Below are 25,290 nucleotides of genomic sequence, written 5' to 3' on the forward strand. Positions count from 1 at the left end.
CTAGTTCAGCCACACGCGCTCTATGATTTCGAAGCGGTGCGGCGCGAAGGCGTTGTAGTAGGGAGCTTCGCCTTGGAAGCTGAGCACGTGCACGAGGTCGGTGCCTTCGGCCTTGCCCTCGGTGACGCGCACGGCATATACCTGCCCTTTCACGGGCCAGTCGCCCACGTGCCGGGCGGGGCGATTCTCGTCGTCGACGCAGATGGCGTAGTCGATGAACGGCGCGGTGGTGGTGGCTTCGGCGAAGGTGTGGTTGGCGACTTCCATGGGCATAACGGTAAAGACTCGCCAATATACACAGCCTCCGGCCACATGGTTCCGACCCAAAGACACCTTGAGGCTGCACGGGTGGGCGCGCCTGCCGACCTTTGCGGCTGCTTATGGCCCCTTCCTCCGCCCGCACCTACTCCGTCGGCTTCTGGCTGATGTGTTTGTCGTCGTTTCTGTTTTTTGCCAGCTTCAACCTGCTGCTGCCCGAGTTGCCCGAGCACCTCTCGCGGCTGGGCGGCGCCGAATACAAAGGCTTCATCATTTCGCTGTTTACGCTCACGGCGGCCATTTCGCGGCCGTTTTCGGGCAAGCTGGCCGACACCGTGGGCCGCATTCCGGTGATGGTGTTTGGCTCGCTGGTGTGCTTTGTGTGCGGTTTTTTCTATCCCTGGGCCCTCACCGTGTCGGGGTTTCTCACGCTGCGGCTGCTGCACGGGTTCAGCACGGGCTTCAAGCCCACCGGCACGGCCGCCTACGTGGCCGACATCGTGCCCGTGGCCCGGCGCGGCGAGGCCATGGGCCTGCTGGGCGTGACGGGGGCCCTGGGCATGGCCTTCGGGCCGGCCTTCGGCTCGTGGGTGGCCGAGACGTTCTCGCTCAACGCCATGTTTTACTGCTCCAGCGGGGCGGCGCTGCTCTCGGTGCTGGTGCAGGGCACCCTCACCGAAACCCTGCCCCGGGCCCAGCGGCGGCGCTTCAGCCTGGGCCTGCTGCGCCTGAAATGGGCCGAAGTGCTGGAGCCGCGCGTGCTGGCGCCCTCGCTGGTCACGGCGCTGTGCCTGTTTCCCTACGGCGCGGTGCTCACCGTCATTCCCGACCAAAGCCGGCTGCTGGGGCTGGCCGGTTCCACTAAGGGGCTGTTCTACATCTGCTACACGGCGGCGTCGCTGGCCGTGCGGCTGGTGGCGGGCAAGTCGTCGGACACCTACGGGCGGGTGCCGGTGCTGCGCTGGTCGGCGGGCATCCTGGCCGCGGGGCTGGCGCTGCTGGTGTGGTGCCCGTCGGTGCCGGTGTTTTTGGCCGGGGCGGTGGTGTTTGGGCTGGGCACGGGCCTCAACTCGCCCACGCTCTACGCTTGGACCATCGACCTGAGCCACCCCGAGCACCGCGGCCGCGGCGTGGCCACCATGTACATCGCCCTCGAAATCGGCATCGGGCTGGGTGCGCTCTTGGCGGGCTGGATTTTTGCGAACCAAGCCGCGCATTTGCCCTACGTGCACGGCCTTAGCCTGCTGTGCGTGCTGGCGGCCATTGGCTACCTGCTAAGCGTGAAAAGCACCGGTCCGGTGAGCCACGAAAGCGCCTCGGAAGCGCGGCCGGAACCCTCGCCCGAAGAGGTGGTGTAGCGGCCCAAAAAGAAAGATGAATAGTTGGTGAAATTCAGATAGATTCTTCTATTTTTAGGGTTTCAAAGACTGTCTACCCCTTTCTTTTTAGTTGATGCCGGCTTCTTTTCTGCTTCGCGGCATGCGACGGCTGCTACCCCTCCTGCTCGTGCAGGCGTTGGCCCGGCACCCGGCCCTGGCCCAGCCCGAACCCGTCAAGTTTGGCCACATCGACAGCCACTTGCTGACGGCCGCGCCCTTCGTGGGCGACAGCGCCGCCGAGGCGGTGGTGCTGTGCGACTACGGCACCGCCAGCATCCCCAACGGCGGCGAAGTGCGCTTCGACCGGATAACGCGCATCAAGATTTTGAAAAAGTCGGGCCTGGACTGGGGCAACTTCGAAGCCCTGCTGCGGCACGACCAACCCGGCCATGCCGAGCGCCTGACCAACGTGCAGGGCTTCACCTACAACTTGTTGAATGGCAAAGTGGAGCAAACGCCCCTGCAGGCGGCCACGGGCGTGTTGCTGAAGAAGTCGGAGCTCTACTCGCTGCAGCGGTTTGCGCTGCCCCACGTGCGGGTGGGCTCAGTGGTTGAGTTTCGCTACACGCTGTATTCCAACTACCTGTCCAACTTCCGGGGCTGGGACTTTCAGCGCAGCATCCCGGTGCGCTGGAGCGAGTACCGGGCGGCGTTCCCGCACCAGTTCAACTACAAAATCCTGCTCCAAAGCAAGCAGGCCCTGGCCGTGGACGAGCACGCCGGCGCCGAAGCCCTGATATCTACGCACCGCTGGGCCATGCGCGACGTGCCGCCCCTGCGCGCCGAGCCCTTCATGACCACCACGGCGGACTACGTGGACAAAGTCTTTTTTGAGCTGGCCAGCTACGGCGGCACCGACGTGGCCCGCTCGTGGGAGAAAATTGACGAGTTTCTGCTCCACGACTGGGAGCTGGGCCAGCAGCTCGACCACTTCAATTTTCTGAAAGACGACCTGGCCCGGCTGCCGCCCCCCACCCCCGACAACGCCCTGCAGCGCCTGGCCGCCGTGCGCGCCCTGGTGGTGCAGGCCGTGAAATGCACCGGCGAGTTCAGCATGCGCACCTCGACGCCGCTGCGCAAAATCTACCAGCAAACCCACCAGGGCAACACCGCCGAAGTCAATTTCCTGCTGGTGGCGGCCCTGCGCGGGGCGGGCTTCGCGGCCAACCCCATGCTGCTGAGCACCCGCGCCCACGGCCGCGTGCGGGCCACCATGCCCGAGCTCGGCCAGTTCAACTACGTGGCGGCCCACGTGCCGCTGCCCGACGGCCAGGCGCTGGTGCTCGACGCCACCGACCCGCTGCTGCCCTACGACATGCTGCCCGAACGCTGTCTCAACCAGCAGGGCCGCGTGATAGGCGGCAGCGCCGCGGCCTCGCGCTGGGTAGAGCTCAAGCCCCGCCACCGCCGCACCCACCTGCAGCAGGTGCAGCTGCGCCTGGCGCCCGACGGTGCCCTCAGCGGGCAGGTGCACGAGGAGTTTGGCGGCTACGCGGGGGCCCAGCAGCGGGCCAGCCTGCAGGCCGCCGGCGACAAGAAATTTGCGGCCGACGTGGCCAAGTTCCTGCCCGGGTGGACGGTGACCGGCTTTGCCCTGGCCAACCGCGACAGCGTGCACATGCCGCTGGCGCTGGACTACGCCGTGGCCCAGTCTACCCCGGCCAGCGCCCCCGTCGGCACCATCTACCTGAGCCCGTTGCAGTACTTCGGGCCCGAGCGCAATCCATTTCGGGCCGAAACGCGGCAGTTTCCGGTCGATTTTGGCTACGTCCGCGAAGAAACCATTGTGGTCAACCTCACGCTGCCAGCGGGCTACGCGCTGGCCGAAACGCCCAAATCGAAAGCCCTGGACCTGCCCGACAACGGCGGCCGCTTTGTGTGCAGCACCACGGCCACCGGCGCCGCCGTGCAGCTCACCAGCCGGCTGCTGCTGCGCAAGCCCATCTACACCGCCGCCGAATACGCCACCCTGCGTGAGCTCTACCGCCAGCTGCTGGAAAAGCAGGCGGAGCGGCTCGTAGTCAAAAAGCTAGGCTAAGCCACAACAATTTCATTCACCCGCCCATTCATCTGCGCCTATTCCTCCATTTTTACATGAACAACCTGCTCTCATGCAGCGCCTTGCGGTGGCTGCTGCCGGTGCTGGCGCTGTTGTGCAGCGGGCTGGCACACGCGCAGCCCGAACCCATTAAGTTTGGCCAGGTCGACAAGCCGGACCTGACGGCCGCGCCCTTTGCCAGGGACAGCGCCGAAGCCGTGGTGCTCTGCGACTTCGGCCGCTCGCGCATGGAAGGCAAGGGCGCTGGCCTGCAAGTGGTGTTCGAGCGCATCACACGCATCAAAATCCTCAAGAAAGCCGGGTTCGAACACGCCACCGTCGAAATCCCGCTGTACCACCGCGACGGGGACCAGGAAAAGCTTTCGGCGCTGCGCGGCTACACGTACAACTTGGTCAACGGCGCCATCGAGAGAACCAAGTTCGACGCCACGGGCGCGTTTGTGGAAAAGCGCACCCCCACCACCGACATCCAGAAGTTTACGCTGCCCAACGTGCGTGAGGGCTCCGTGATTGAGTACGCCTACACGCTGCGTTCTGACTTTCTGTTCAACTTTCAGGACTGGTCGTTTCAGCAGGCCATTCCGGTGCGTTGGAGCGAGTACCGCGTCAGCATTCCCACGTTTTACAAATACAAAATCATTTATCAGGGCAGCCAGGCGTTCGACGTGAACCTGGCCCGCTTCGGCACCGTGGGCCTGAGCCTCGACGACAAAGTGCCGACCGGAGCGGGCCTGAGCGCGGGCACCAGCACCGGCACGCTGAGCGTAACCGCCTCCACCGAAGAGCACCAGTGGGTGCGGAAAAACGTGCCCGCCTTCCGCCCCGAGCTCTACATGACCACACCCCGCGACTACGTGGACCGGCTCGACTTTGAGCTCACCGGCGAGCAATGGTCCGAAAACAACTACCACGACCTCACCGGCACCTGGCCCAAAATCAACTCGCTCCTGCTGGCCGACGAAGACTTTGGGGGCCGCCTCAACCACGCGGGCCCGCTCAAGGACCAGGTGACGGGCCTCGCCGCCCGCTACCCCGCCGTGGTGGACCGCGCCGCGGCCGTGCGCCAGACCGTGATGGCTGCCCTGCGCTACGACGGCCACGACTGGTACCGGGCCCAGACGCCGCTGCGCAAAGCCCTTGACGCGCACCGCGGCAGCGCCGCCGACGTGAACCTGCTGCTCATCGCCGCCCTGCGCGAGGCGGGCATCGACGCGCACCCGCTGCTGCTCAGCACCCGCGACCACGGCCGCATCAGCAAGGAGTTTCCGATGCTGGACCGCTTCAACTACGTGGTGGCCCTGGTGCCGCTGGCCGACGGCAAGGACCTGCTGGTGGACGCCACCGAGCCCGTGCTCCCCTGCGGCACACTGCCCGAGCGCTGCCTCAACTCGGTGGGCCGCTTGGTGCTCCCGAAGGACGGTGAAGGCCGCTGGATTGACCTCACGCCGACCCAGCGCCAGGTACGTTTTCAACAGGTGGCCCTCACCCTCGATGCCCAGGGCGGCTTGCAGGGCAAGGTGCACGACGAGCGCGGCGGCTACGCCGGGGCCCAGGCCCGGGCCGAGCTCGCCAGCCTCGGCGAAAAGAAATACCTGGCGGGGCTGCTGCAGCGCCACGATGCCTGGGCCGTGCCCAAGCTGACGGTGGGCCAAGCCGAGGCCGTGGAAAAGCCCCTCACGCTGGACTACGAGTTCACCCAGCCGCCGGCCGGCAACGCCACGGCGGGCACCTTCTACCTAAGCCCGCTGAGCGAGTTCGGGCCCGGCCAAAACCCGTTCCGGCATCAGGACCGTGCGTTTCCCATCGACTTTGGCATGATGCAGGAAGAAACCCTGCTGGTGACCCTGACGCTGCCGGCCGGCTACGAAGTGGCCAGCCTGCCCAAACCCGCCGTGGTTGAATTGCCGGACCAGGGCGGCCGTTTCATCTACAACGTGGCGGCCGTATCGCCGGGCGTGGTGCAGCTCACCAGCCGCCTCAACCTGCGCAAGCCCGTGTATGCGGCCAGCGAATACGCCAACCTGCGCGAGCTCTACGGCCAGCTGATGGCCCGCCAGGGCGAGAAGCTCATCATTCAAAAGAAATCCGGCGGATAAGACGCGGCGGCCCGAACAACGCCCGCGCAACTCCCGCACGGCACACAACCTGTTTTACAACCACTCACACCAACCGTCCATTTTTTATTTATTCATTTTTGTATGAAACAAACCTTACTGTCTGCGGCGGCCCTCGGGGCCGTGCTACTAAGCGCTTTCGGGGCGCAGGCCCAGAACGCGCCCATCAAATACGGCAAGCCCGACCCGGCCGACTTCACGGCGGCGGCCTTTGCGAAGGACAGCGCCGCGGCCGCCGTGGTGCTCTGCGACTTCGGCACCACCCGTTTCGAGTACGTCAACAACGACTTTCAGCTGCAGTCGGAGCGCGTGACGCGCATCAAGATTCTGAAGAAAGCCGGCTTTGATGCCGCCACGGTGGAAATACCCCTCTACCACCACGACACGCGCCAGGAAAAGATAACCGGCCTGCGCGGCACCACCTATAACCTGGTGAACGGCAAGATGGTACCCACCAAGCTCGACGTGGGCACCTCCTTCACCGAGGAACGCACGCCCAACGTGCGCATCCGGAAATTTACCCTGCCCGACGTGCGCGAAGGCTCCGTGATTGAGTACAACTACACGGTGACGTCGGACTTCTTTTTCAACTTTCAGGACTGGACGTTCCAACGCGAGATTCCGGTGCGCGTGAGCGAGTTCCGGGCCTCTATTCCGGAGTACTTCCACTACAAGATGCTGGTGCAGGGCTACCACACCCTCGACGAGCAGTCGCAAACGGAATCCACGGGCCAGTACGCCATTCACACGGGCGGCAGCACGACGGGCGGCGGTTTCAGCACCAATCGCGAAGGTCCCAGCACCGACGTGGTGACAAGCCGCGTGACCAACTACCGCTGGGCCATGAAAAACGTGCCGGCTTTCCGCGACGAGCCCTTCATGACCACTTCGGACGACTACGTGGACCGCATCAACTTCCAGCTGGCCGGCTTGCAGTTTCCCAACTCCGCCTACCAGAACGTGGCCGGCACCTGGCCCAAGATTGACATGGAGCTGCTGAACGACGAGAACTTCGGCCTGCAGATGAACCGCGGCAACTTCCTGCGCGAGCAGGTGAAGCCGCTGGCCGCCAAGTACCCCGAGTTGCCGGCCCGCGCCGCCGCCGTGCGCCAGCTGGTGATGGCCGCCGTGCGCTACGACGGCACCAACCGCTACTCCACCACGGGCTCGCTGCGCAAAGCCTACGACGCGCACCGCGGCAGCGCCGCCGACGTGAACCTGCTGCTCATTGCCGCCCTGCGCGACGCCGGCGTGGAGGCCCACCCGCTGCTGCTCAGCACCCGCGACCACGGCCGCGTGAACGAGTCGCAGCCCATGCTGGACCGCTTCAACTACGTGGTGGCCCTGGTGCCGCTGGCCGACGGCAAAGACCTGCTGGTGGACGCCACCGAGCCGCTACTGCCCTGCGGCGTGCTGCCCGAGCGCTGCCTCAACCAGAGCGGCCGCCTCATCATGCCCAAGTCGGAAAACGGGCGCTGGGTGAGCCTCGTGCCCAGCCAGCGCTACGTGCACTACCAACAGGTGGCCCTCACCCTCGACGACAAGGGCGGCCTCAGCGGCAAGGTGCACGAGGAGCACGCGGGCTACGCCGGTGCCCAGGCCCGCGCCGAACTGGCCAACCTCGGCGAGAAAAAGTACCTGAGCGAAATGGCGCGCACCCGCACCGGCTGGACGGTACCCAAGTTTGCCGTGGCCGAGCGCGACAACGTGGAGAAGCCCCTGGCCCTCGACTACGAGTTCAGCCAGCCGGCCGACGACAACAACCCCGCCGGCACGCTCTACCTGAGCCCGCTGCGCGACTTCATCAGCGACCAGAACCCCTTCCGCCACGACGACCGGCTGTTCCCCGTCGACTTCGGCGCGCCCAAAGACGACACCCAGACCATCACCCTGACGCTGCCCGCCGGCTACGAGCTGGCCGAAATGCCCAAGCCGGCCGTGGTGGAGCTGCCCGAGCAAGGCGGCCGCTTCCTCTACAACGTGGCGGCCGTGAGCCCGGGCGTGGTGCAGCTCACCAGCCGCCTCACGCTGCGCAAGCCCGTGTACGCGGCCGAAGAATACGTGCAGCTGCGCGAGTTCTACCGCATCATGCTGGAAAAGCAGGCCGAAAAGCTGGTTATCAAGAAGAAGGCGTAGTCCGCCGCTGCCAGTTTAATTTTAATGCCCTGGATTTATTCCCTGTGAAAGCATTCATTTCCCTGCTGGCGGCCTTGCCGCTGACCAGCTTCTTGCCGCCCCCGGCCGCCCCGGCGCCCAAATACGCGGTGGCCGATATTCCTGCCGCGCTGCGCGAAGGCGCCCACGCCGTGGTGCGCGCCGACGACGAAGTGGTGACGGTGAAAAGCGCCGGCCGCCTGGTGCACACCGTGCACCGGGTGGTGACCGTGCTCGACGCGGCCGGCGACGACCAGGGCCGCCAGATGGTGAGCTACGACGCGCTGCGGACCCTGAGCTACCTGCGCGGCGCCGTGTACGACGCCGACGGCCGCCTGCTGCACCAGCTGCGGCCCGCCGAGATTCACGACCAGGGCATGGGCGACGCCGGCGGCAGCTTCATGACCGACGTGCGCGTGCGCTACGCCGACCTGCGCCAGCCCCAAACACCCTACACGGTGGAGTTTGAGTACGAAATTGTGTCCGACAACACCCTGTTCTACCCCGACTGGCAGCCGCAGGAAGTGGAGGGCGGCGCCGTGCAGTCGGCCACGCTGCGCGTGCTGACGCCCGCGGCGCTGCCGCTGCGCTACCAAGAGCGGCAGCTGCCAGCGGGCAGCAAGGTGGTGCACACCAGCACTAGCGGCCAGGAAACCTACCAGTGGCAGCTGGCCAACCTGCCCGCCGTGGAAGAAGAGGAGGAGGCTCCGCCCCTCTCCTACACCACGCCCGCCGTGGTGCTGGCGCCCGGCGCCTTCGAGGTGCAGGGCCACAAGGGCACCGCCGCCACCTGGCAGGGCCTGGGCCAGTGGAGCTACGCCCTCAACGCCGGCCGCGACCAGCTGCCGCCCGCCACCGTGGCCAAAGTGCAGGCCTTGGTAAAAGACGCCCCCGACGCCCGCACCAAAGCCCAGCGCGTGTACGAAATGCTGCAGGGCAGCACCCGCTACATTTCGGTGCAGCTGGGCTTGGGCGGCTGGCAGACGTTTCCGGCCAGCTCGGTGGCCACCAACGGCTACGGCGACTGCAAAGCCCTGAGCAACTACACCACGGCGCTGCTGGCCGCCGCCGGCGTGCCGGCCTACGTGGCCCTGGTGGGCGCCGGCGCCGACCAGCCCGACCTGCGCGCCGACTTTCCCAGCTCGCAGTTCAACCACGCCATTGTGTGCGTGCCGCTGGCCCAGGCCGGCCGGCCCGACACGCTGTGGCTGGAATGCACCAGCCAGACCGAGGCCTTCGGCTACATGGGCAGCTTCACGGGCAACCGCCACGCGCTGCTCGTGACGCCCGACGGCGGCAAGCTGGTGGCCACCCCGCGCTACGGCGCCGCCGAAAACTGCCTGACGCGCCGCGTCGACCTGACGCTGGACGCCACCGGCGGCGCCACGGCCACGGCCCGCACCCTGCGCACCGGCCAGGAGCAGGACGGCTACGCCCAGCTCATGCACCAGCTGGGCCCGGTGGAGCAGAAGAAATACGTCACCGACCGCCTCAAGCTGCCTACGTTCACCCTCACCAAATTCAACCTGGCCGCCGCTCCCACCAAGGCCGCGCCCGGCATTGTGGAAACGCTGGGCTTGTCGTTGCCGGGCTTTGCCGCGCCCAGCGGCAAGCGCGTGTTTGTCAATCCCAACCTGCTGAGCCGCCTGCCTGCCCTGCCCGCGCAGGTGGGCGAGCGCCACACGCCCGTGTGGCTCACCGACGCCTGCCTGCACGCCGACACGGTGCGCCTGCACCTGCCCGCCGGCTTTCGGCCCGAAACCCTGCCCGCCCCAGTGCAGCTCAGCACGCCCTACGGCGTTTACTCCAGCCAGTACCAGAACCTGCCCGACGGCAGCGTGCAGTACATCCGCCGCCTGGAGCTGAAACGCGGCCAGCTGCCGGCCTCGGCCTACAGCGGCTACATCGATTTCCGCCGCAAAATCAGCGCCGCCGACAAAGCACAGGTAGTGCTGCTGAAAACGGAGAGCTAGGCCGGTTTACAACTTCTATTTTCTAGCCGTTTGCTGGCCTCGCCACTGTACTTCTTCCAATTCGATGTTCTATTCCCGCATTGTTGCGTCCTCCTGTAAGTGGGCGGTAGCCATTGGGCTCCTGGCCGCCGCTGGCTGCGGCAAAGACAAACCCGAGCCGCCGCCCGCTCAACCGGCCAATAAAACCATCACGATAAGCGTGGTGCGTGGCAACAACCAGCGCGACACCGTGGGACACATCTTGCGCGATACCGTTGTTGTGAAAGTGCTACGGGGCAGCCAACCCGCGGCGGGGTACGAGGTACGATTCGACAAGCCGACGTGCAATATCGAGCCAAGCGTATTGTCGCAGGTATATACCAATGCCAAGGGCCTGGCCTACTACCGTTGGCGGCTGAGCGGCGACGCCGGCCCGCAGACCCTAACGGCGCGCGCCATCGACTCGGTGGGGACTGCCCAGGCTACGATAGCGGCGACAGTCACGGCCGTACAACCCACCTCGGGCTGGCATCCGGCAGCGTGCTTGCCGCAGGGCATTAATGCGTTGTGCCAGCTTCCCAACGGCCGGGTACTGGCGGGGCTGAGCTACAACGAGTACCTCTATTACTCCGATGATGAGGGCCGGACTTGGCAACGGCAAGCTACCTTTCCAGGGCCGGGTACTATTTCCGTCATTAAGGCCACTCCGCAGGGCGAAATATTCGTGGCCACCGGCGCGACCAACGCCCAAGGCGGCTTTTATTATTCTGCCGATAATGGGCAGACCTGGCAAAACCGCACCGCCGGCATCAGCGACCCGCGCATGTTCCAGGACATTTCGTACACCGCCGGCGGCAAACTCTTTGTAAGCACGTACTTCGGCGGGCTGTCGGTATCCACCGACAAAGGGATAACCTGGCGAGTGGCCAACGGCGGCCTTTCTACTTCCGACCGGTTTCGCGACGTAACCGAACTGGCCAATGGCGACTTGCTGGTGGTGAATACCGGCAGCTACCTCTACAAGTCAACCAATGGCGGGCTCAACTGGAACCGCACCAGCAACAACCCGCTGTACAGCGTCTATAACCTGCTGGCCGATGCCAATGGCGACCTGTACGCAAGCGTGGACCAATGCACGGGCGACCTATATAAATCGACGAACGGTGGCGCCGGTTGGCAAAAAATATACACCGCGCCTCCCGTGCCTTCCTCTTGCCTGAAGATAACCAACCTCAGCAAAATCGGCAACGCGCTCTACTTTCTGGTGGTGGGCATCGGCATTGTTAAGACGACTGACTTTGCCACCTACACGTACTTTCGGCGGCGGCCCCGCGGGTTTGCCTTCATTCCTACGCGCAACCACACCCTGCTGTTGGAAGATACCGGCGAGTTGCTCTACCACCTTAACTGAGGTGTTCCCAACGCGCCGGCGCACTCAGCTGTTGCTTAAAACTTCACCCGCAGCTGCGCCTTCACCTCGTTGCGCAGCTGGCCCTGAATGGTTTCCAGCCCGCTGCCGATGGTGTCTTGGTGGCGGTAGCGGGTTTCGGCGTAGCGCAGCCAGAGCGTGAGGGAGCGGTTCAGACGGATTTCGGCGATGCCATAGAGGCGCGTGCCCTGGCCGTAGAGCGCGGGCACCGACACGGCCAGCAGCACGTCCTGCTCATACACGTACTGACGGGTGTCGTAATCGTCGGCGTCGAAGAGCGAGTAGCGGGCCGTGAGCTTGAGGCTGCGGTTGAGCTGGTAGCTCACGTCCTGGGCCAGGGCGTAGCCGCTGCGCCAGGCCAGGTTGGTGTCGTCGCGCAGGCGGGAGGTTTGCAGGCGGGTGCGCAGGCTGAGCGCGGTGCTGATGTCGGTGTTGTAGTACACCAGCAGGCTTTGGCGGAGCTGCTCGCCGGGCAGGGGCAGCACGCGGTTGGCGGCCAGCGCGGTGAGGTCGGCGGTGGCCAGGTCGCGGGGCTTGAGGCGCTGGCGGGCCTGCACGTAGAGCAGGCTGGTTTTGGTGGGCGAGTACGCCACGCGAATGAGGGCGTCGTGGCCGTCGGTGGGGGCGCTGGCCCGGTAGCGCAGCCACGGAAAGCGGTACTGGTCGTAGTAGGCCGAGATTTCCCACTGCGCAATGGGCCGCACTTTCAGGCCAATGTACACGCCGGTTTCGTTGATGTTGCGGGTGTTTTCGCTGAAAGCGTTGCCGTAGAGGGTGTGGAAGTTCGGGTCGTAGTGCCGCACCAGCAGGGCCGCGTCCACGGTGGGGCCCAGGCTGGCCAGCAGGCCGTTCACGGTGCCCAGCCCGCCGCCGGTGGTGCGCGCCGTTTCGCCAAACAGCAGGAAATTGCGGTACACGTAGCTGTAGTTGATGCTCAGGGCCAGGTTTTCCTTGCCGCTGAACTCGAAGCGGTTGTACACTTCCGGCCGCTTGAGGATGGCCGTGCCGTAGTGCGTGAACACGCCCGTGGCCCCGATGGCCAGGTTGCCGTTGCGGCTGGTGTAGCCCACGTTGCCGCCCCCGATGCTTTCCTCCAGTTGGTGGCGGTTGGCCAGCTCCGACGCCGTGCGGTGGAAGCCCGTGTAGAGCAGCCCCGACGTAAACTCGTCGAACTGCGCCAGCGAGTCGATGCTCTGCTGCAGGTTGGCGTCCACGTTTTTGCGCGACACGAAGGCCGTGGCCTGCACCGTGGGCGCCACCTGCACCGTGGCCGCCCCGCCTCGAAAAAACGTGTTTTCGAGCAGCGACGAGTACGCCCGCACGCCCACCGACGAGCGCCGCAGCGTGGTAATCGTCTCGGCGCCCTTGCCCACGCCCAGGCCCGACGACAGCAGCAGGCCCTGCCCGAACTGCAGTTGGTAGTCGCCCAGCGCCAGGGTTTTCAGCCGGCCCTGCTCTTGAATCACGAAATGCGCCGACACGTAATCGGCTCCATACTGCCCCTTTTGCGGGTTCCAAATGAATTGCTCGCCGGCGTCCTTTTCCATCGAAAAGCCCAAGCTGAAGTCTTTGGTGTGGCTCACGCGGTAGCGAATGAGCATTTTGTCGGGCGAGCCAAGGTAGCGCGTCGTTTCCTTGCCCTGGTACAGGGTGGGCGGCGTATAGCCCTGGCGCTGCTGCAGCACCCGCTCGTAGCGTAGGTACAGGGCGTTGTTGTCTTCCTTGGCAATGCGCTGCCACAGCGTGCCGCGGCTGGCGTTGGCGTTGCTGCTGAGCACGCTCACGAAGGGCAGAATGCGGCCGATGGTGCGCAGGTCGTAGCCCTCAATGCTTTGCAGCTCATACACGCTCAGCAGGTCGCCGTTTACCTCGCGGTGGCGCAGCAGCGTGGTTATCTGGTTTTCGTTGAGCAGCAGCAGGCCCCGCAGCTCTTCGCGGGTGGCCGTGTTCAGGTTGATGGGCGTTTGGTAGTACTGCAGCAGCGTTTCGTACAGGTCTTCGTACGGCACCTCGTCCGACTGAATTTCGGCAAACAGCTCCTGCGTGAGGCGGTCCAAATCCGGCGGACGGCGCACGTAGTCCTGCGCGCGCGCTGAGTGAACGGTTAGCAGTGAGCAGTTAACAGCGAGGAGTAGCAAGCACCAGCTACCGCGTTTCAGCAGTTGCTTGGACCAGCCAGTCAGCACAGGCCTTGCGTGAGGGTAAAGTTTTTTCATCGAATTCGGTTAGCGGCTCGCGGCCAATTGCTCACTGTTCACTGCTAACTGTTCACTGATTTCGCCCCCACGACTTGCTCACGCTCAGGTGTTGGCTGAAGCCCAGCGCTTGCTGGAACGCCGCCGCGTAGTCAATCTGAAACGCCCCGGCCGCTACGCCAATGCCGGCGCTGGCCTGCTCGGTGAGCGTGGCCAGGCCCAGCCGGGCCGCCAGCACCGGCACGGGCCGGTATTCCAGGCCTGCCTTGAAATTGGCGTCGCGCTCCACGTCTTTTTCGGTTTCCACCAGCAGCACTACCTGGGAACTGGGGCGGTAGGCTAGGCCGGCCTTGAGCACGGTGGGCACCCGCTCGTCCTGGTAGCTGGCCAGCTTGGTTTGGCTGAGGTTGTAGAGCGAGGCGCCGAAGGTGAGGCGGTTAGGCAGAACCTCAATCTGCCCGCCCAGCGTGCCCAGCACCACGCGCCGGCTGCCCAGGCCTTCGATGCTCACTTGCAGCATGTCGACCCGCGCGCCCAGGCTGATTTGGCCGAAACGGTAGCCGTAGCCGGCCCCTACGCGGGTTTCATTATACAGCGTGCCGCCAAAGCGCTGGGCCTCGAAGCCCACCACGCCGTGCCGGGCCCAGGTGCGCGCCGCGGGCACCACGGCCTGGGGCGCGGCCGAGCCGTCGGTGGGCGCCGTGGCGCCGGATTGGTGGCCCAGCGGCAGCGCCACGGCCAGCGCGCCCACGTTCAGGGCCGCGCTGAAATAGCGGTTTTCGGCGTAGAAGCCCACCGTGGGCCGCTGCATCTCGCCGAGGCCGGCCACGTTATTGCCCATGCTCCACACCTCGCCGCTCAGGGCCACCGAGGCGTTGCTGAGGCCGGCAGCGCGGGCGCCGCGCACGCCCGGCCCGTTGCCCTGCGCCGCGGCCGCGTGCCCGGCAAAGCAGAGCCCAAAGAATCCAATAATTGAAAGATACCGGGGTAAACAGTGTTGCATGACGGGAAGGTAGCACGGCGCGGCCGATTGGGCCGGCTAGGCTTCGAAATTATTTTCGGGGCCAAACCGGTTATGCAACCCGGCGCCCCTGCCGAACTTGCCACCGTATGCCCCGCTCCTTCTCCGCCGCGCCCCGCCGCGAAACGCTGCTTTACCGCAACCACTCCCTGCACTACACCCTGGTTTTTCGCTCCCGGCGCACCATCGGCTTCGCCGTGCGGCCCGATGGCAGCGTGCACATCAGCGCCCCCGCCGGCACCTCGCCCGAGTGGGTGGCCCAGCAGGTGCTCCGCAAAGCCGACTGGATTCTTAAACACCAAGAGGCCTTTGCCAGCCGCCCGGCGCCCGCGCCCAGCCGCCAGTACGAAGCGGGCAGCCAGCATTACTACCAGGGCCAGCCCTACACCCTGCGCTTTGCCGAGGCCCCGCGCCCCCGCGTGGCCGTCGAAGCCGACGAATTGATACTCAGCGCGCCCGCCCCGCTCACCCCGGCCCAGGCCGAAGCCCTGCTGCACGCCTGGTACGCTCGCCAGGCCGGGCCGCTCTTTGCCGAGTCGCTGGCCCGGGTGTGGCCCCGCTTCGCCGGGTTCAACCTCACCCGCCCCACGCTGTCGGTGCGCCAAATGCGCACGCGCTGGGGCAGCTGCACGCCGCGCACGGCCCGCATTCGTCTCAGCCCCGAGCTGGTGCGCGCCCGCCCCGAATGCCTCGACTACGTGCTGCTGCACGAGTGCTGCCACCTGCTGGTGGGCGACCATTCTCCGGCCTTCTACGACCTGCAAACCCGCCTGCTGCCCGATTGGAAGCAGTGGAAAGCAGAATTAAATGCGTTACCCAAGTAGCCGAGTATGGTCAGTAGTGAGAAGTGAGAAGTGAGTAGTAAGACTACGTTCTCTCTTTGTTGCTCTTTACTCACAACCCTCTATTAAATGTCCCGCTTTTTCCGTGCGTTTTTCCTGGGCTTGGTGTGGTTTTACCGCCACTTCATTTCGCCGCTCACGCCGGCCAGCTGCCGCTACACGCCCACCTGCTCGGCGTATGCGGCCGAGGCCATTGGCAAGTACGGGCCGTGGCGGGGCGGGCGCCTGGCGCTGCGGCGCATTGCCAGTTGCCACCCCTGGGGCGGCCACGGCTACGACCCCGTACCCTAATCGGGGGCCTGCGTATAGGAGGAGTTCACCGTTTGACTGTTGTTCGATGCGTTTCACTCCTCTCCTGCCGGCCGCGCTGGCTGTTTTGCTCACCACCTCTTGCTCGAAGGCCCAATCCGAAAAGTCTGGTAAAACCAAAACCGAAAACGGCACGCCCAACGGCGGCGACCGCCGCAAAGACAAAAACGCCGCCGCCGAAGTCCCCGGCCTGCGCAAAGTGGGCTCGCTGAAAGGCGTGGTGCCCGAAAGCTCGGGCCTGGCCCCGGCCCCCACCGCTGGCAATTATTACAGCTTCGGCGACGACGGCAACCGCCCCATTCTCTACGAAATTACGGGCACCGGCCAAGGAGTGCGCACCCTCGACGTGCCCGCCGACAACAACGACTGGGAAAGCCTCAGCCGCGACGGCCAGGGCAACTACTACATCGGCGACTGCGGCAACAACGAAAGCTCGCGCCGCGACCTGCGCATCCTCAAGTTCCGGCCCGATGCGCCCGCCAAGGTGGGCACCATCGCTTTCAGCTACCCCGACCAAGAAGAGTTTCCGCCCAAGAAAAAGCAGCGCAACTTCGACTGCGAAGCCAGCCTCTGGCACAACGGCCAGGTGTGGCTTTTCACCAAAGACCGGGGCCAGTCCAGCACCAGCACCGTGTACTCGGTGCCCGACCAGCCCGGCGAGTACACGGCGAAAAAAATGGCGTCGCTGGCCATTCCCGGCGAAGTAACCGACGCCGCCCTGCGCCCCGACGGCCGCCGCTTGGTGCTGCTGGGCCGCGGCGAGTTGTTCATCCTCGACGGCAGTTCCTGGGCCGATGTGCTCAGGGCCACGCCTCGCCAAGTGGCCCTTACCGGCGCCGGCCAAACCGAAGGCGCCGTGTTTAAAGACAATAACACCTTGCTCATCAGCACCGAGCAGGGCGGGCTGTTTGAATACACGCTGCCCTAAGCCGTGGCCGGCGGCACAGCCGAAGATTGTGAAGACGCCGCCGGGCGCGGGCGTTGCGGCGTTTCCGGGGCCCGGGTTCCGCCCAGCAAAGTCCGGGCTTCGGCCAGCGAAAGCTTCCCTTGGCCCTGAATGATGCTTTTTTCCGAACTGCCGGTTCCAATATTGGCGTTTAGCTGGCCCGGTTACCTAATTCGCTTTTTTCTTGACGCCCCTCCCCCTCTCTTCTCCCGACGCCTCGGCCCGTCAACTGGGCGTGTTGCTTGAATTGCTGCCGGAGGGCGTGGCCCTGGTTGGGGCCGATGGCCAAATTGAAGCCCTCAACCGCCGCTTTTTTGCCCTCTGCGGCCTGCTCGATGCCCCGGCCGACTGGCTGGGCCGCCCGGCCGCCGACCTACGGGCCCGCGTGTTTGCCCAAGTGTTTTCGCCAGCCGAAGCGGCGGCCCGCGGGCCCCTCCTACCAGTGGCAGGCAACGACTCAGGCGGCGAGGTACTCCCCCTGCGCACCGGCCGCATCCTGGCCTACGAAACTGTGCCGGCGCCCGCGGGCGTGGGCCACCCCGGCCAGGCACTGCTGTGCCTGCGCGACGTGACCCAGCAGCACCAACTGGCCGTCGAGATGGAGGCGCTGGCCCGCATTCCGCACCAAAACCCCAACCCCATGCTGCGCCTGGCCGCCTCCGGCCGCGGCGTCTATGCCAACGCCCGTGCCCTGAGCCTGGCCCGCAGCCTGGCCCGCCCCGAGCGCGCCCAATTGCAGCGCCGGTTGCGCGCGTTGGCAGCGCAGGCGCTGGCCGCGGCCGTTCCCACCGTACAGCACGCCGACCTGGCCGTGGGCCAGCAGTTTTTCACGGTGAACGTGGTGCCCTTCGCCGCCGAGGGCTACGTGAACCTCTACTTCACCGAAACCACGGCCCGCGTGCACGCCAAAGCCCAACTGCGCGAGCAACAGGAGTTTTACGAAAGCATCCTCAACGAGCTGCCGGCCGAGATTTTTGTGGTCGACTCCGACTACCGCTACCGCTACGTGAACCCGGCCGCCGTGCCCGACGCCGAAACCCGCGCCTGGATGCTGGGCCGCACCAACGCCGAATACATTGCCCGCCGCGGCCAGCCCACCACCGTGGCCGAGCAGCGCCAGGCCCGGCTGCAGGCCGTGCTCGACGCCCGCCAGCGCCACGAGTGGGTCGAAACCCTGGGCGGCAGCCACGTGCTGCGCCGCCTGCAGCCCGTGCCCGAAGCCGGCGACGCCGTGCGCCTGGTCATCGGCTACGGCCTTGACGTGACCGAGCAGGAAACCACCCGCCGACAGCTGCGCGAGCAGCAGGAATTCATTCAGGGCATTCTGGATGCCAGCCCCAGCGTGATTTACGTGCGCGACGCCCAGCAGCGCATTCTGTTCGAAAACGCGGCCATGCAGGACGTGCGCGCGGGGTCGCGCCACCTCTCGGGCGAAGCCCTCGACCCCAACGGCCTCGAAGCCCGCGAGATGGCCCGGCTGGCCGCCAACGACCGCGCCGTGCTGGAAAGCGGCCGCGAGCTGATGGTGGAAGAATCCCTGACCCAGGCCGACGGCACGGTGCGCGTGTTTCAAACCATCAAGCGGCCCTTGGTGCGGCCCGATGGCACGGTGCACGTGCTGGGCGTGAGCACCGACATCACGGCCCTGAAGCAAACCCAGCGCACGTTGGAGCGCAGCGAAAAGCAGTACCGCGACCTGATGACCTACGCCCAGGCGCTGATTTGCACCCACACCCTCGACGGCACGGTGCTCACGGCCAACCCGGCGCTCGGCGAACTGCTGAACTGTTCCGTCGACGAGCTCATCGGCAGCAACGTGGCCGACGTGATGCCCCCCGAAGACCACGCCCCCTACGCCGATTACCTGCACCGCATTGCCCACGAGCACCAGGCCTCGGGGGTGCAGCGGGTGCGTCCGCGCGGCGGCCATGGCGAGCTGCGCTACCTGCTCTACCGCAATTTCTTGGTGAGCGAGCCGGGCCAGCCGCCCTACGTCATCGCCCACTCGCACGACATCACCGAGCGCATTCGGGCCGAGCAGGAAATGAAGCGCGCCAAAGAGGCCGCCGAGTCGGCCTCGCGGGCCAAGGAAAACTTCCTGGCCAACATGAGCCACGAAATCCGCACGCCCCTGAACGGCGTGCTGGGCATGGCCCGGCAGCTGGGCAAAACCCGCCTCGACGCGCACCAGCAGGAATTGCTGCGCGTCATCAACACCTCGGGCCAGCACCTGCTCGGCGTCATCAACGACGTGCTGGACATGGCCAAGATATCGGCCGGCAAGCTCGATTTCGAGCAGGTGGCCTTCAACCTGGGCGAGTCCGTGGCCCAGGCCCTGCATTCGTGCCGGCTGCAGGCCCAAGAAAAAGGGCTGGCCTTTCGCAGCGCGTTTGGGCCGGGCGAGTTTCCGGCGGCCTGGGTGGTGGGCGACCCCTACCGCATCAACCAAATCCTGCTCAACCTGGTCAGCAACGCCATCAAGTTCACCAAGCAGGGCAACGTGACGGTGGTCGGGCAGCAGCTGGCCGAAACCGCGACGCACCTCACCGTGGAGTTCCGCGTCATCGACACGGGCATCGGCATTCCGGCCGACCGCCAGGCCCAGATGTTCGACGGCTTCACCCAGGCTTATGCCGACACCACGCGTCACTTCGGTGGCACGGGCCTGGGCCTGAGCATCAGCCGGGCGCTGGTGGAACAGCTGGGCGGCCAGCTCACGGTGCACAGCGAAGTGAACCAGGGCAGCACCTTTGCCTTCGTGCTCACGCTGCCCACCGCCTCCGCCCCGGCCGCCGAAGACGGCCCGGCGCGCGCCTTCCGCAACACGGGCGCCCTGGTGGGCCTGCGGGCGCTGCTGGTGGAAGACAACGAAATCAACCGCGAGGTGGCCCGCTTCATGCTCGAAGAATGGGGCGTGGTGCTGGAAGAAGCCGTGGATGGCGAGGAGGGCTTGCGCCTGCTCACGCAGCACGACTACGACGTGGTGCTGATGGACATTCAGATGCCCGGCCTCAGCGGCGTGGAAGTGACCCAGGCCGTGCGCCTGCTGCCCGACCCCGTGCGGGCGCAGGTGCCCATTCTGGCCCTCACGGCCAACGCTTTCCGCGAAGACAACGAACGCTACCGCGCCGCCGGCATGAACGACTGCCTGGCCAAGCCCTTCGAAGAGGCCGACCTCTATACCAAGCTCGAAGCCCTGCGCGGCACCACCCGCAGCACCGCCCCCTACAACCTGACCAAGCTACGCACCATGGCCCACGGCCGCGACGCGTTTGTGACCAAAATCATTCGCTCGTTTCTGGCCAATACCCCGGCCAGCCTGGCCCAACTGCAGACCGCTGCCGCCGAGGGTCACTGGGAGCGGGTGGCCGAAATCACCCACCACATCAAGCCCAGCCTGGAAATGATAGGCGTGACCGGCATCACCGACTTGGTGGCAGTGCTCGAAAAAGCGCCGCGGCCCATGCAGTCGGCCACGGAGCGGCCCGCCCTGACCACGCAGTTGGTGGCGCTGGTGGAGCGGGCCCTGGCCGCCGTGCCCACCGAGCTGCCCGACCAAGCCGCTTAGCGAAGCTTAGAAGTCGCGAAGCTGGCGCTGAAAACCCTCCTGGTAGGACTTGCCCACTGGCACCTCGTGGCGGGCAAACTGCACCATGTGGTCTTCCACCGCCTCAATGCGGCGCATGTTGACGATGTAGGACCGGTGCACCCGGGCAAACTGCTGCACGGGCAGGCGCTCCTCGAGGCGGCGCAGGGTGCTGTAGACGATGAGCTTTTGCTTGTCGAGCACCAGCACGCAGTAGTCCGACAGGGCCTCCACGTAGAGGATGTCGCTCAGATTGATGCGCATCAGCTTCTTGTTCACCTTCACGAACAGGTGCTGGACCGGCGCGCCCGGGGCCGTTTCGACGGGCAAGCGGTGGTCGGCCGCGGCGGGCTGGGCCTCGCGGCGCTGCACCACGCGCTGTACCGCCTGCAAAAAGCGCGGCAGCTCCACGGGCTTCACCAAGTAGTCGGACACGCTCAGGTCGAAGGCGTCGACGGCATAGTCGCGGTGCGAGGTCACGAGGATGATGTCGGGCGGCGGCACGGGGAGGATGCGCACCAGTTCGAGGCCCGAGAGCTCGGGCATCTCGATGTCGAGAAACAGCACATCGGCCCGGCCGCCCCCGGTGAAAAACGCGAGGCAGTCGACGGCGTTGGCAAACGAAGCGGTGAGGCGTAATTGGGGCGACAGGTCGATGAGGTGTTCCAGGTTGAAGCGGTTCATCTCGTTGTCGTCGACAACCAGGCAGGTCAGGGGGGCAGAGGGATTCATGCAAAAAGGTCCCGGCCCACGCCGCCCCGCTGCGGGACAAACGGCTGTGAACCCGGATTGCCGGCAAGCTATGCCCGCGGCGCGGCCGTTCGCCGCGCTTTTCGCCTAACTCGACAGCGCAGGCGTCTAACCTAGCTGATTCCCTGACGAATGAACTGCACTTTGGCGCTGCGCCCTCGCCCTACTGGGCAGTGGGAGGCAGCGCAGCGGCCTCCTTCGCCTCTAAATCGCGCGGGGCGTAGCCGTATGGATTTTGGGGGTCTTTGCCCGCGCGCCACAGCACCCAAATGCCAATGAGAATGAGCGGAATGCTCAGCAGCTGGCCCTGGTTGAGCAGGCGGCCGTTTTCAAAGTCGACCTGGTTTTCTTTCAGGAACTCGCCCAAAAACCGTTGCGTGAACAGCAGCACCACAAACAGCCCAAACAGTTGCCCGCGCGGCGTGCGCTCCTTGGTGCGGTTCCACATGGAGTAGAGCAAGGCCAACAGGAAAATGCAGAACAGGGCCTCGTAAATCTGGGTGGGGTGGCGCGGCACGGCCATGGGCGAGTCGGGCGCCACGGCCGTGCCCTCGGGCAGCAGGCGGTAGCTGGTGGTGCCGTCCTGGAAGCGCACCGGCTCGGCGGCTACCTGCACGGCGCCGGCGGGCAGCGGCCGCGTCACGGGGAGCAGGTGTTCGGCGTCGCGCGGAAACACGAAGCCCCAGGGCGCCGTGGTGGGCTTGCCCACAATTTCGGAGTTCATCAAATTGCCGGTGCGGATGCAGGCGCCGCCGAGCGCCACCACAATCACAATGCGGTCGAGCACCCACAGGTAGTCGAACTTGTTGTTGCGGGCAAACAGCCAGCAGGCCAGCAAGATGCCGAGGGTGGCCCCGTGGCTGGCCAGCCCGCCCTGCCAGATTTTAAACACCACCATGGGGTCGGCTTTCAGCGCCTCAAAATCATAAAACAGCATGTGGCCCAGCCGCGCGCCCACAATGGTGCCCACGAGCATGTAGATGGTAATCACGTCGACCCACTGCGGCGACACCCGCTCGGAGCGGTAGATGTGCGTGAGCACAAACGTGCCCACCACGAAGGGCAGCATGAAAAACAGCCCGTACCAGCGCAGCGTGACCGGCCCCAGGTGGGCGATGATGGGGTTGACGTTCCAGAAAACAGCGGCGAGGAAAGGCGACATGCGCAACGAAAATGAATAGTGGTTTCAAAGGTAGTCAGGCCCCGGCATGCGGCTGCGCCGATGCGGGGTGGGGCTTGGCGGCCGAATGACGGGCGCCCCGCCCGCGCAGCCATCAGGGTGCGGGGTGGCTGGTGGCGCCAGGCACCGGGCCGGTTGAGCTCAGGGCCTTGTCGTCGCCGCTGAGGGCCAGCACCAGGGCGCCGAGCAGCACGGCGTAGGCTGGCCGGCGCAACCAGCCGAACGGAACCGCGCGGGCGGGCGGGCCGGCCAGCCGGGCCATCACCCGGCCGTAGAAGAACGGGCGGGGCCGGGGCCGGGGCTGGTCGCGCAGCTGGCGCATCAAATCTTGCCACTCCTCGTCGGAAAGCGGCCGTAGGGCTGATTTAGACATGGCGAAAAGGCGATGGTAGGTGTTTGCGCAGGGTTTGGCGGGCCCGGAACAGCAACGACTCCACGGCCGGCACGCTCGTGCTGAGCACTGCCGCAATTTCCTCGTAGCTCAGCTCCTGCTCGTGGCGCAGGGTGAAGGCCACTTGCTGCTGCGGCGGCAGGCGGGCCACGTGTTCGAGTAGCAGTCGCAGTTGCTGCTGGCCTTCGAGCAGCGCCAGCGGATGGGCATGGTCGGGCTTTTCGTGCAGCACGGCATTGTCGAAACCCAGCAGGCTGGTGAAGTAGGCGAAGCGCTTCTGGGCCCGCGCTTTCCGCAAGCTCTTCAGGGCCCGCGACGTGGCCAGCCGGTAGAGCCAAGTGCTGAGCGACGCCTCGCTCCGGAAGCGGGCCACGGTCTGGTACACTTCCACAAATACTTCCTGGGCCACGTCTTCGGCTTCTTCCGGCGAGCGCAGCAGGGCCAGCACTGTGCGGTAGATGCGGTCTTGGTAGCGCTCCACCAAGGTCCGAAAAGCGGTTTCACTGCCTTGCTGCAGCTGCAGCACCAGCGCGGCCTCCGCCTCGGCCGCAAGGCGGAGCGGGCACGGGGCGGCCGGTGGGTCGTCGGTCAGCAGCAAGGGAAACGAGTACGCCACAGAGGAAAGCTAAAACGCCGGTGAAAATGTGTCCGGCAGTGGTCGAGCAGGACTTACATTGCCTTAGGCCCCCTCTGCCGGGCAAACTTGCGCGGGTGCCGGCATTTTTCTTTCCGCCGCCAGTGCCGCGGGCACCTTGCGTCAGCCCGCCCGGTGCTACAAGCCCGCCAGCTCCTCGGCAAACCCACCGCTGAGAATGGGGAAGCGCAGCCAGGAGCGCGGGTCCACGTTGTAGTCGTCTAAGTGGAAACTGGGGGCGTAGCGCTCACGCTTCCACTGGTTGCGGCTCCAGAGGTTGTAGAAGCGGCGCACGTAGGTTTTCAGCTGCTCCTCGTCGAAGCCCGTGCCCTCCCCTTCCAGCATGGCCAGCACCTGCTTCGGGCTGAGGCGGTCGTAGAAGGCCAGCCGCTCGATGCGATTGAGCAGCGTGTAGGGCATGAGGTCGCGCTCGTCGGTTTGCTTGTCCTCCAGGGGGCGCAGCTCGGCGGTGGGCTGCAGGGCATTCACGTGGCGCAGGGCCGTGTAGCCCAGCTCGGCTTCGGCCCAGCGCAGCCATTTTTTCACGAAGTCCTTGTCGACGCCCGCAATGGGCGAGATGCTGCCGGCCGTGTCGCCGTCCATGGTGCAGTAGCCCACGCTGGCTTCCGAGCGGTTGCTGGTGGTGATGAGCAGGCAGTTCTGCACGTTGGCCAGCAACCAAATGGCTGGGGCCCGCACCCGCGCCTGGATGTTTTGCAGGGCCAGGTCGTCGGTTTTCCAGGTCAGCTCCCGGCCCAGCGCTTGCTGGATTTTGCCCACGTAGCCGGTCACCTCCTCGTCGATGGTCCAGTTATAAAAACGGGCGCCCAGGCTATCGGCCAGCTCCTTGGCTGAGTTGAACGTATCGTCGGAAGAATTGACGGTGCCCTGGTAAGCACAAGTCAGCAGCTGCTGCACCAGTTGCTGGTTGGCGCCCAAGGCTCTCTCCGGCGCAGGCTGTTCCACTACTTGCGTGGCTTTGCCGCCGGCGCCTTCCTGCTTCACCACCTTCTCACCTTTTGGGAAGCAGCCGCTGCGGCGCTTGAACTCATCCAGGCCCAGCTCCTCCACGCCCAGACGCACCATTTCGGACACGCCCACGGCGCAGAAGCAGGAGTCGGCCCCGCCGCTCAGGCTCAGCACGAAGCCGCGGCTGCGGGCCTTGCGCAGGTAGTCGAACAGGGCCAGGCTCATGGCCTGGTTGAGCTCTTTGTACTCGTCGGGCGTGGGCAGCGGCACGATTTCTTCGGCCGGTGCCTGCTCGGCCGCAAAATCCACGTCCACCCATTCCAAATCCACTTCCTTGAAGCTCAGCAGCTGGTTGCGCTTCAGCAAATGGCCGTTGCGCGCCACCAGGATTTCGCCGTCGAAAATGATGCGGCCGGCCTCGTTGCCCAGCAAATTGGCGTAGAGGTAGGTGCAGTTGAACGTGCGCGAGGCCTTCATCACCAGCTGGTAGCGCACGTCGGTTTTGCTCATGGCAAAGTGGCTGGCCGAGGGGTTCACTATCAAATCCACCTTGCCCATGAGGCGGCAGGCGGGCCGCACGTTGTCGGGCCGCCAGGCGTCTTCGCATATCTCGAAGCCGAAGCGCACGCCCTCGTGCTCAAAGGTGAGGTCGCCCAACGGCCAGGTTTCGCCCTCGCAGGTCACGGTGGTCTGCTCGCCCGCCAGCCAGGGCACGAAGAAGCGCGTCTCGTAGTGCACCCCGTCGTTGGCCAGAAACTGCTTGGCCGCGAAGCCCAGAATCTGGCCGTCGCGCAGCACCGCGGCCGTGTTGTAGGTGCGGTGCTGCAGGCGCACCGGCAGGCCCACCACCACGCAGATGCCCTGCGTCCACTCCCGCACCTGTTGCAGGTGCGTCAGCGCGGCCTCGGGCATCCAGTCGCTCAGAAACAAATCTTCGCAGGCGTAGCCGGTCAGGCACAGTTCGGGCAGGCACAGCAGCTGCACGCCGCCTTCTTTGGCCAGCTCAATGGCCGCTTTGATGTTGCGAAGGTTGTTTTCCCAGTCGATGGGAATCTGATTGAGGGCGGCGCCAGCAATTTTCATAGGTCGTGGAAAGCGTTTAGCAAGCAACTGCCTTCGCGC

18 protein-coding genes are annotated in these 25,290 nt (G+C 65.6%); 10 read left to right on the forward strand and 8 right to left on the reverse strand.

Annotation, left to right across the window (positions count from 1 at the left end):
• Complete coding sequence (locus tag JAO73_RS04965; RefSeq protein WP_198976047.1) at positions 1 to 273, reverse strand: hypothetical protein; 273 nt, start codon at positions 271 to 273, stop codon at positions 1 to 3.
• Between the two features lie 107 nt (positions 274 to 380).
• Here JAO73_RS04965 and JAO73_RS04970 point away from each other — a divergent pair, with 107 nt between their 5' ends.
• The 6 genes from JAO73_RS04970 to JAO73_RS04995 all read left to right on the forward strand — a co-directional run bounded on the left by JAO73_RS04970 (position 381) and on the right by JAO73_RS04995 (position 11,327).
• Positions 381 to 1,616, forward strand: coding sequence for an MFS transporter (locus JAO73_RS04970; RefSeq protein WP_198976048.1), 1,236 nt, complete (start codon positions 381 to 383; stop codon positions 1,614 to 1,616).
• Between the two features lie 121 nt (positions 1,617 to 1,737).
• Positions 1,738 to 3,675, forward strand: coding sequence for a DUF3858 domain-containing protein (locus JAO73_RS04975; protein ID WP_198976049.1), 1,938 nt, complete (start codon positions 1,738 to 1,740; stop codon positions 3,673 to 3,675).
• A 56-nt stretch (positions 3,676 to 3,731) separates the two neighbouring features.
• On the forward strand, positions 3,732 to 5,792 hold the full coding sequence (locus tag JAO73_RS04980) for a DUF3858 domain-containing protein (RefSeq protein WP_198976050.1): 2,061 nt from the start codon (positions 3,732 to 3,734) through the stop codon (positions 5,790 to 5,792).
• Positions 5,793 to 5,894: 102 nt separating this feature from the next.
• Positions 5,895 to 7,946: a DUF3858 domain-containing protein gene (locus JAO73_RS04985; protein ID WP_198976051.1), complete on the forward strand. Its 2,052-nt coding sequence runs from the start codon at positions 5,895 to 5,897 to the stop codon at positions 7,944 to 7,946.
• 44 nt (positions 7,947 to 7,990) lie between these two features.
• Positions 7,991 to 9,937 carry a DUF3857 domain-containing transglutaminase family protein gene (locus JAO73_RS04990; RefSeq protein WP_198976052.1) on the forward strand — a complete coding sequence of 649 codons (1,947 nt, stop codon included), beginning with the start codon at positions 7,991 to 7,993 and terminating at the stop codon, positions 9,935 to 9,937.
• Between the two features lie 64 nt (positions 9,938 to 10,001).
• Positions 10,002 to 11,327: a sialidase family protein gene (locus JAO73_RS04995; RefSeq protein ID WP_198976053.1), complete on the forward strand. Its 1,326-nt coding sequence runs from the start codon at positions 10,002 to 10,004 to the stop codon at positions 11,325 to 11,327.
• Positions 11,328 to 11,362: 35 nt separating this feature from the next.
• Here JAO73_RS04995 and JAO73_RS05000 read toward each other — a convergent pair whose 3' ends face one another.
• Both JAO73_RS05000 and JAO73_RS05005 read right to left on the reverse strand, forming a co-directional pair.
• A complete protein-coding gene (locus JAO73_RS05000) occupies positions 11,363 to 13,420 on the reverse strand; it encodes a ComEA family DNA-binding protein (RefSeq protein WP_317191200.1) in 2,058 nt (685 codons plus the stop codon).
• Positions 13,421 to 13,613: 193 nt separating this feature from the next.
• The gene (locus JAO73_RS05005) at positions 13,614 to 14,543 is read right to left on the reverse strand and encodes a hypothetical protein (RefSeq protein WP_198976055.1); all 930 of its coding nucleotides are present in this window, start codon (positions 14,541 to 14,543) and stop codon (positions 13,614 to 13,616) included.
• 107 nt (positions 14,544 to 14,650) lie between these two features.
• Here JAO73_RS05005 and JAO73_RS05010 point away from each other — a divergent pair, with 107 nt between their 5' ends.
• From JAO73_RS05010 to JAO73_RS05025, 4 genes are all read left to right on the forward strand, one after another.
• Entirely contained in the window at positions 14,651 to 15,385 is a 735-nt protein-coding gene (locus tag JAO73_RS05010; RefSeq protein ID WP_198976056.1) for a M48 family metallopeptidase, read from the forward strand.
• Positions 15,386 to 15,472: 87 nt separating this feature from the next.
• Positions 15,473 to 15,694 (forward strand): membrane protein insertion efficiency factor YidD, encoded by a 222-nt coding sequence (gene yidD, locus JAO73_RS05015; protein WP_198976057.1) that lies wholly within the window; start codon positions 15,473 to 15,475, stop codon positions 15,692 to 15,694.
• Positions 15,695 to 15,740: 46 nt separating this feature from the next.
• On the forward strand, positions 15,741 to 16,640 hold the full coding sequence (locus tag JAO73_RS05020) for a hypothetical protein (RefSeq protein ID WP_198976058.1): 900 nt from the start codon (positions 15,741 to 15,743) through the stop codon (positions 16,638 to 16,640).
• Positions 16,641 to 16,842: 202 nt separating this feature from the next.
• Positions 16,843 to 20,226, forward strand: a complete 3,384-nt coding sequence (locus JAO73_RS05025; RefSeq protein WP_198976059.1) for a PAS domain-containing protein — start codon at positions 16,843 to 16,845, stop codon at positions 20,224 to 20,226.
• 6 nt (positions 20,227 to 20,232) lie between these two features.
• Here JAO73_RS05025 and JAO73_RS05030 read toward each other — a convergent pair whose 3' ends face one another.
• The 5 genes from JAO73_RS05030 to nadE all read right to left on the reverse strand — a co-directional run bounded on the left by JAO73_RS05030 (position 20,233) and on the right by nadE (position 25,251).
• Positions 20,233 to 20,976, reverse strand: a complete 744-nt coding sequence (locus JAO73_RS05030; protein ID WP_198976060.1) for a LytR/AlgR family response regulator transcription factor — start codon at positions 20,974 to 20,976, stop codon at positions 20,233 to 20,235.
• 181 nt (positions 20,977 to 21,157) lie between these two features.
• Positions 21,158 to 22,156: a prolipoprotein diacylglyceryl transferase gene (gene lgt / locus JAO73_RS05035; protein ID WP_198976061.1), complete on the reverse strand. Its 999-nt coding sequence runs from the start codon at positions 22,154 to 22,156 to the stop codon at positions 21,158 to 21,160.
• Positions 22,157 to 22,268: 112 nt separating this feature from the next.
• Complete coding sequence (locus tag JAO73_RS05040) at positions 22,269 to 22,547, reverse strand: hypothetical protein (protein ID WP_198976062.1); 279 nt, start codon at positions 22,545 to 22,547, stop codon at positions 22,269 to 22,271.
• Positions 22,540 to 23,181: an RNA polymerase sigma factor gene (locus JAO73_RS05045; protein WP_198976063.1), complete on the reverse strand. Its 642-nt coding sequence runs from the start codon at positions 23,179 to 23,181 to the stop codon at positions 22,540 to 22,542. Before JAO73_RS05045 ends, JAO73_RS05040 begins: the two co-directional genes overlap by 8 nt.
• 156 nt (positions 23,182 to 23,337) lie before the next feature.
• Positions 23,338 to 25,251, reverse strand: coding sequence for an NAD(+) synthase (nadE, locus tag JAO73_RS05050; RefSeq protein ID WP_198976064.1), 1,914 nt, complete (start codon positions 25,249 to 25,251; stop codon positions 23,338 to 23,340).
• Positions 25,252 to 25,290: the final 39 nt, after the last annotated feature.

The sequence above is a fragment of the Hymenobacter miniatus genome, assembly GCF_016427455.1.
GTDB lineage: Bacteria > Bacteroidota > Bacteroidia > Cytophagales > Hymenobacteraceae > Hymenobacter > Hymenobacter armeniacus.

What these genes read in the sequence shown, in the direction of transcription:
- JAO73_RS04970 (WP_198976048.1), top strand. Translation starts at nt 381, where the DNA reads ATGGCCCCTTCCTCCGCCCGCACCTACTCCGTCGGCTTCTGGCTGATG.
- JAO73_RS05010 (WP_198976056.1), top strand. Translation starts at nt 14,651, where the DNA reads ATGCCCCGCTCCTTCTCCGCCGCGCCCCGCCGCGAAACGCTGCTTTAC.
- nadE (WP_198976064.1), bottom strand. Translation starts at nt 25,251, where the DNA reads ATGAAAATTGCTGGCGCCGCCCTCAATCAGATTCCCATCGACTGGGAA.
- lgt (WP_198976061.1), bottom strand. Translation starts at nt 22,156, where the DNA reads ATGTCGCCTTTCCTCGCCGCTGTTTTCTGGAACGTCAACCCCATCATC.
- JAO73_RS04975 (WP_198976049.1), top strand. Translation starts at nt 1,738, where the DNA reads ATGCGACGGCTGCTACCCCTCCTGCTCGTGCAGGCGTTGGCCCGGCAC.
- JAO73_RS05030 (WP_198976060.1), bottom strand. Translation starts at nt 20,976, where the DNA reads ATGAATCCCTCTGCCCCCCTGACCTGCCTGGTTGTCGACGACAACGAG.
- JAO73_RS05040 (WP_198976062.1), bottom strand. Translation starts at nt 22,547, where the DNA reads ATGTCTAAATCAGCCCTACGGCCGCTTTCCGACGAGGAGTGGCAAGAT.
- yidD (WP_198976057.1), top strand. Translation starts at nt 15,473, where the DNA reads ATGTCCCGCTTTTTCCGTGCGTTTTTCCTGGGCTTGGTGTGGTTTTAC.
- JAO73_RS04995 (WP_198976053.1), top strand. Translation starts at nt 10,002, where the DNA reads ATGTTCTATTCCCGCATTGTTGCGTCCTCCTGTAAGTGGGCGGTAGCC.
- JAO73_RS05005 (WP_198976055.1), bottom strand. Translation starts at nt 14,543, where the DNA reads ATGCAACACTGTTTACCCCGGTATCTTTCAATTATTGGATTCTTTGGG.
- JAO73_RS04980 (WP_198976050.1), top strand. Translation starts at nt 3,732, where the DNA reads ATGAACAACCTGCTCTCATGCAGCGCCTTGCGGTGGCTGCTGCCGGTG.
- JAO73_RS04985 (WP_198976051.1), top strand. Translation starts at nt 5,895, where the DNA reads ATGAAACAAACCTTACTGTCTGCGGCGGCCCTCGGGGCCGTGCTACTA.
- JAO73_RS05020 (WP_198976058.1), top strand. Translation starts at nt 15,741, where the DNA reads ATGCGTTTCACTCCTCTCCTGCCGGCCGCGCTGGCTGTTTTGCTCACC.
- JAO73_RS04965 (WP_198976047.1), bottom strand. Translation starts at nt 273, where the DNA reads ATGCCCATGGAAGTCGCCAACCACACCTTCGCCGAAGCCACCACCACC.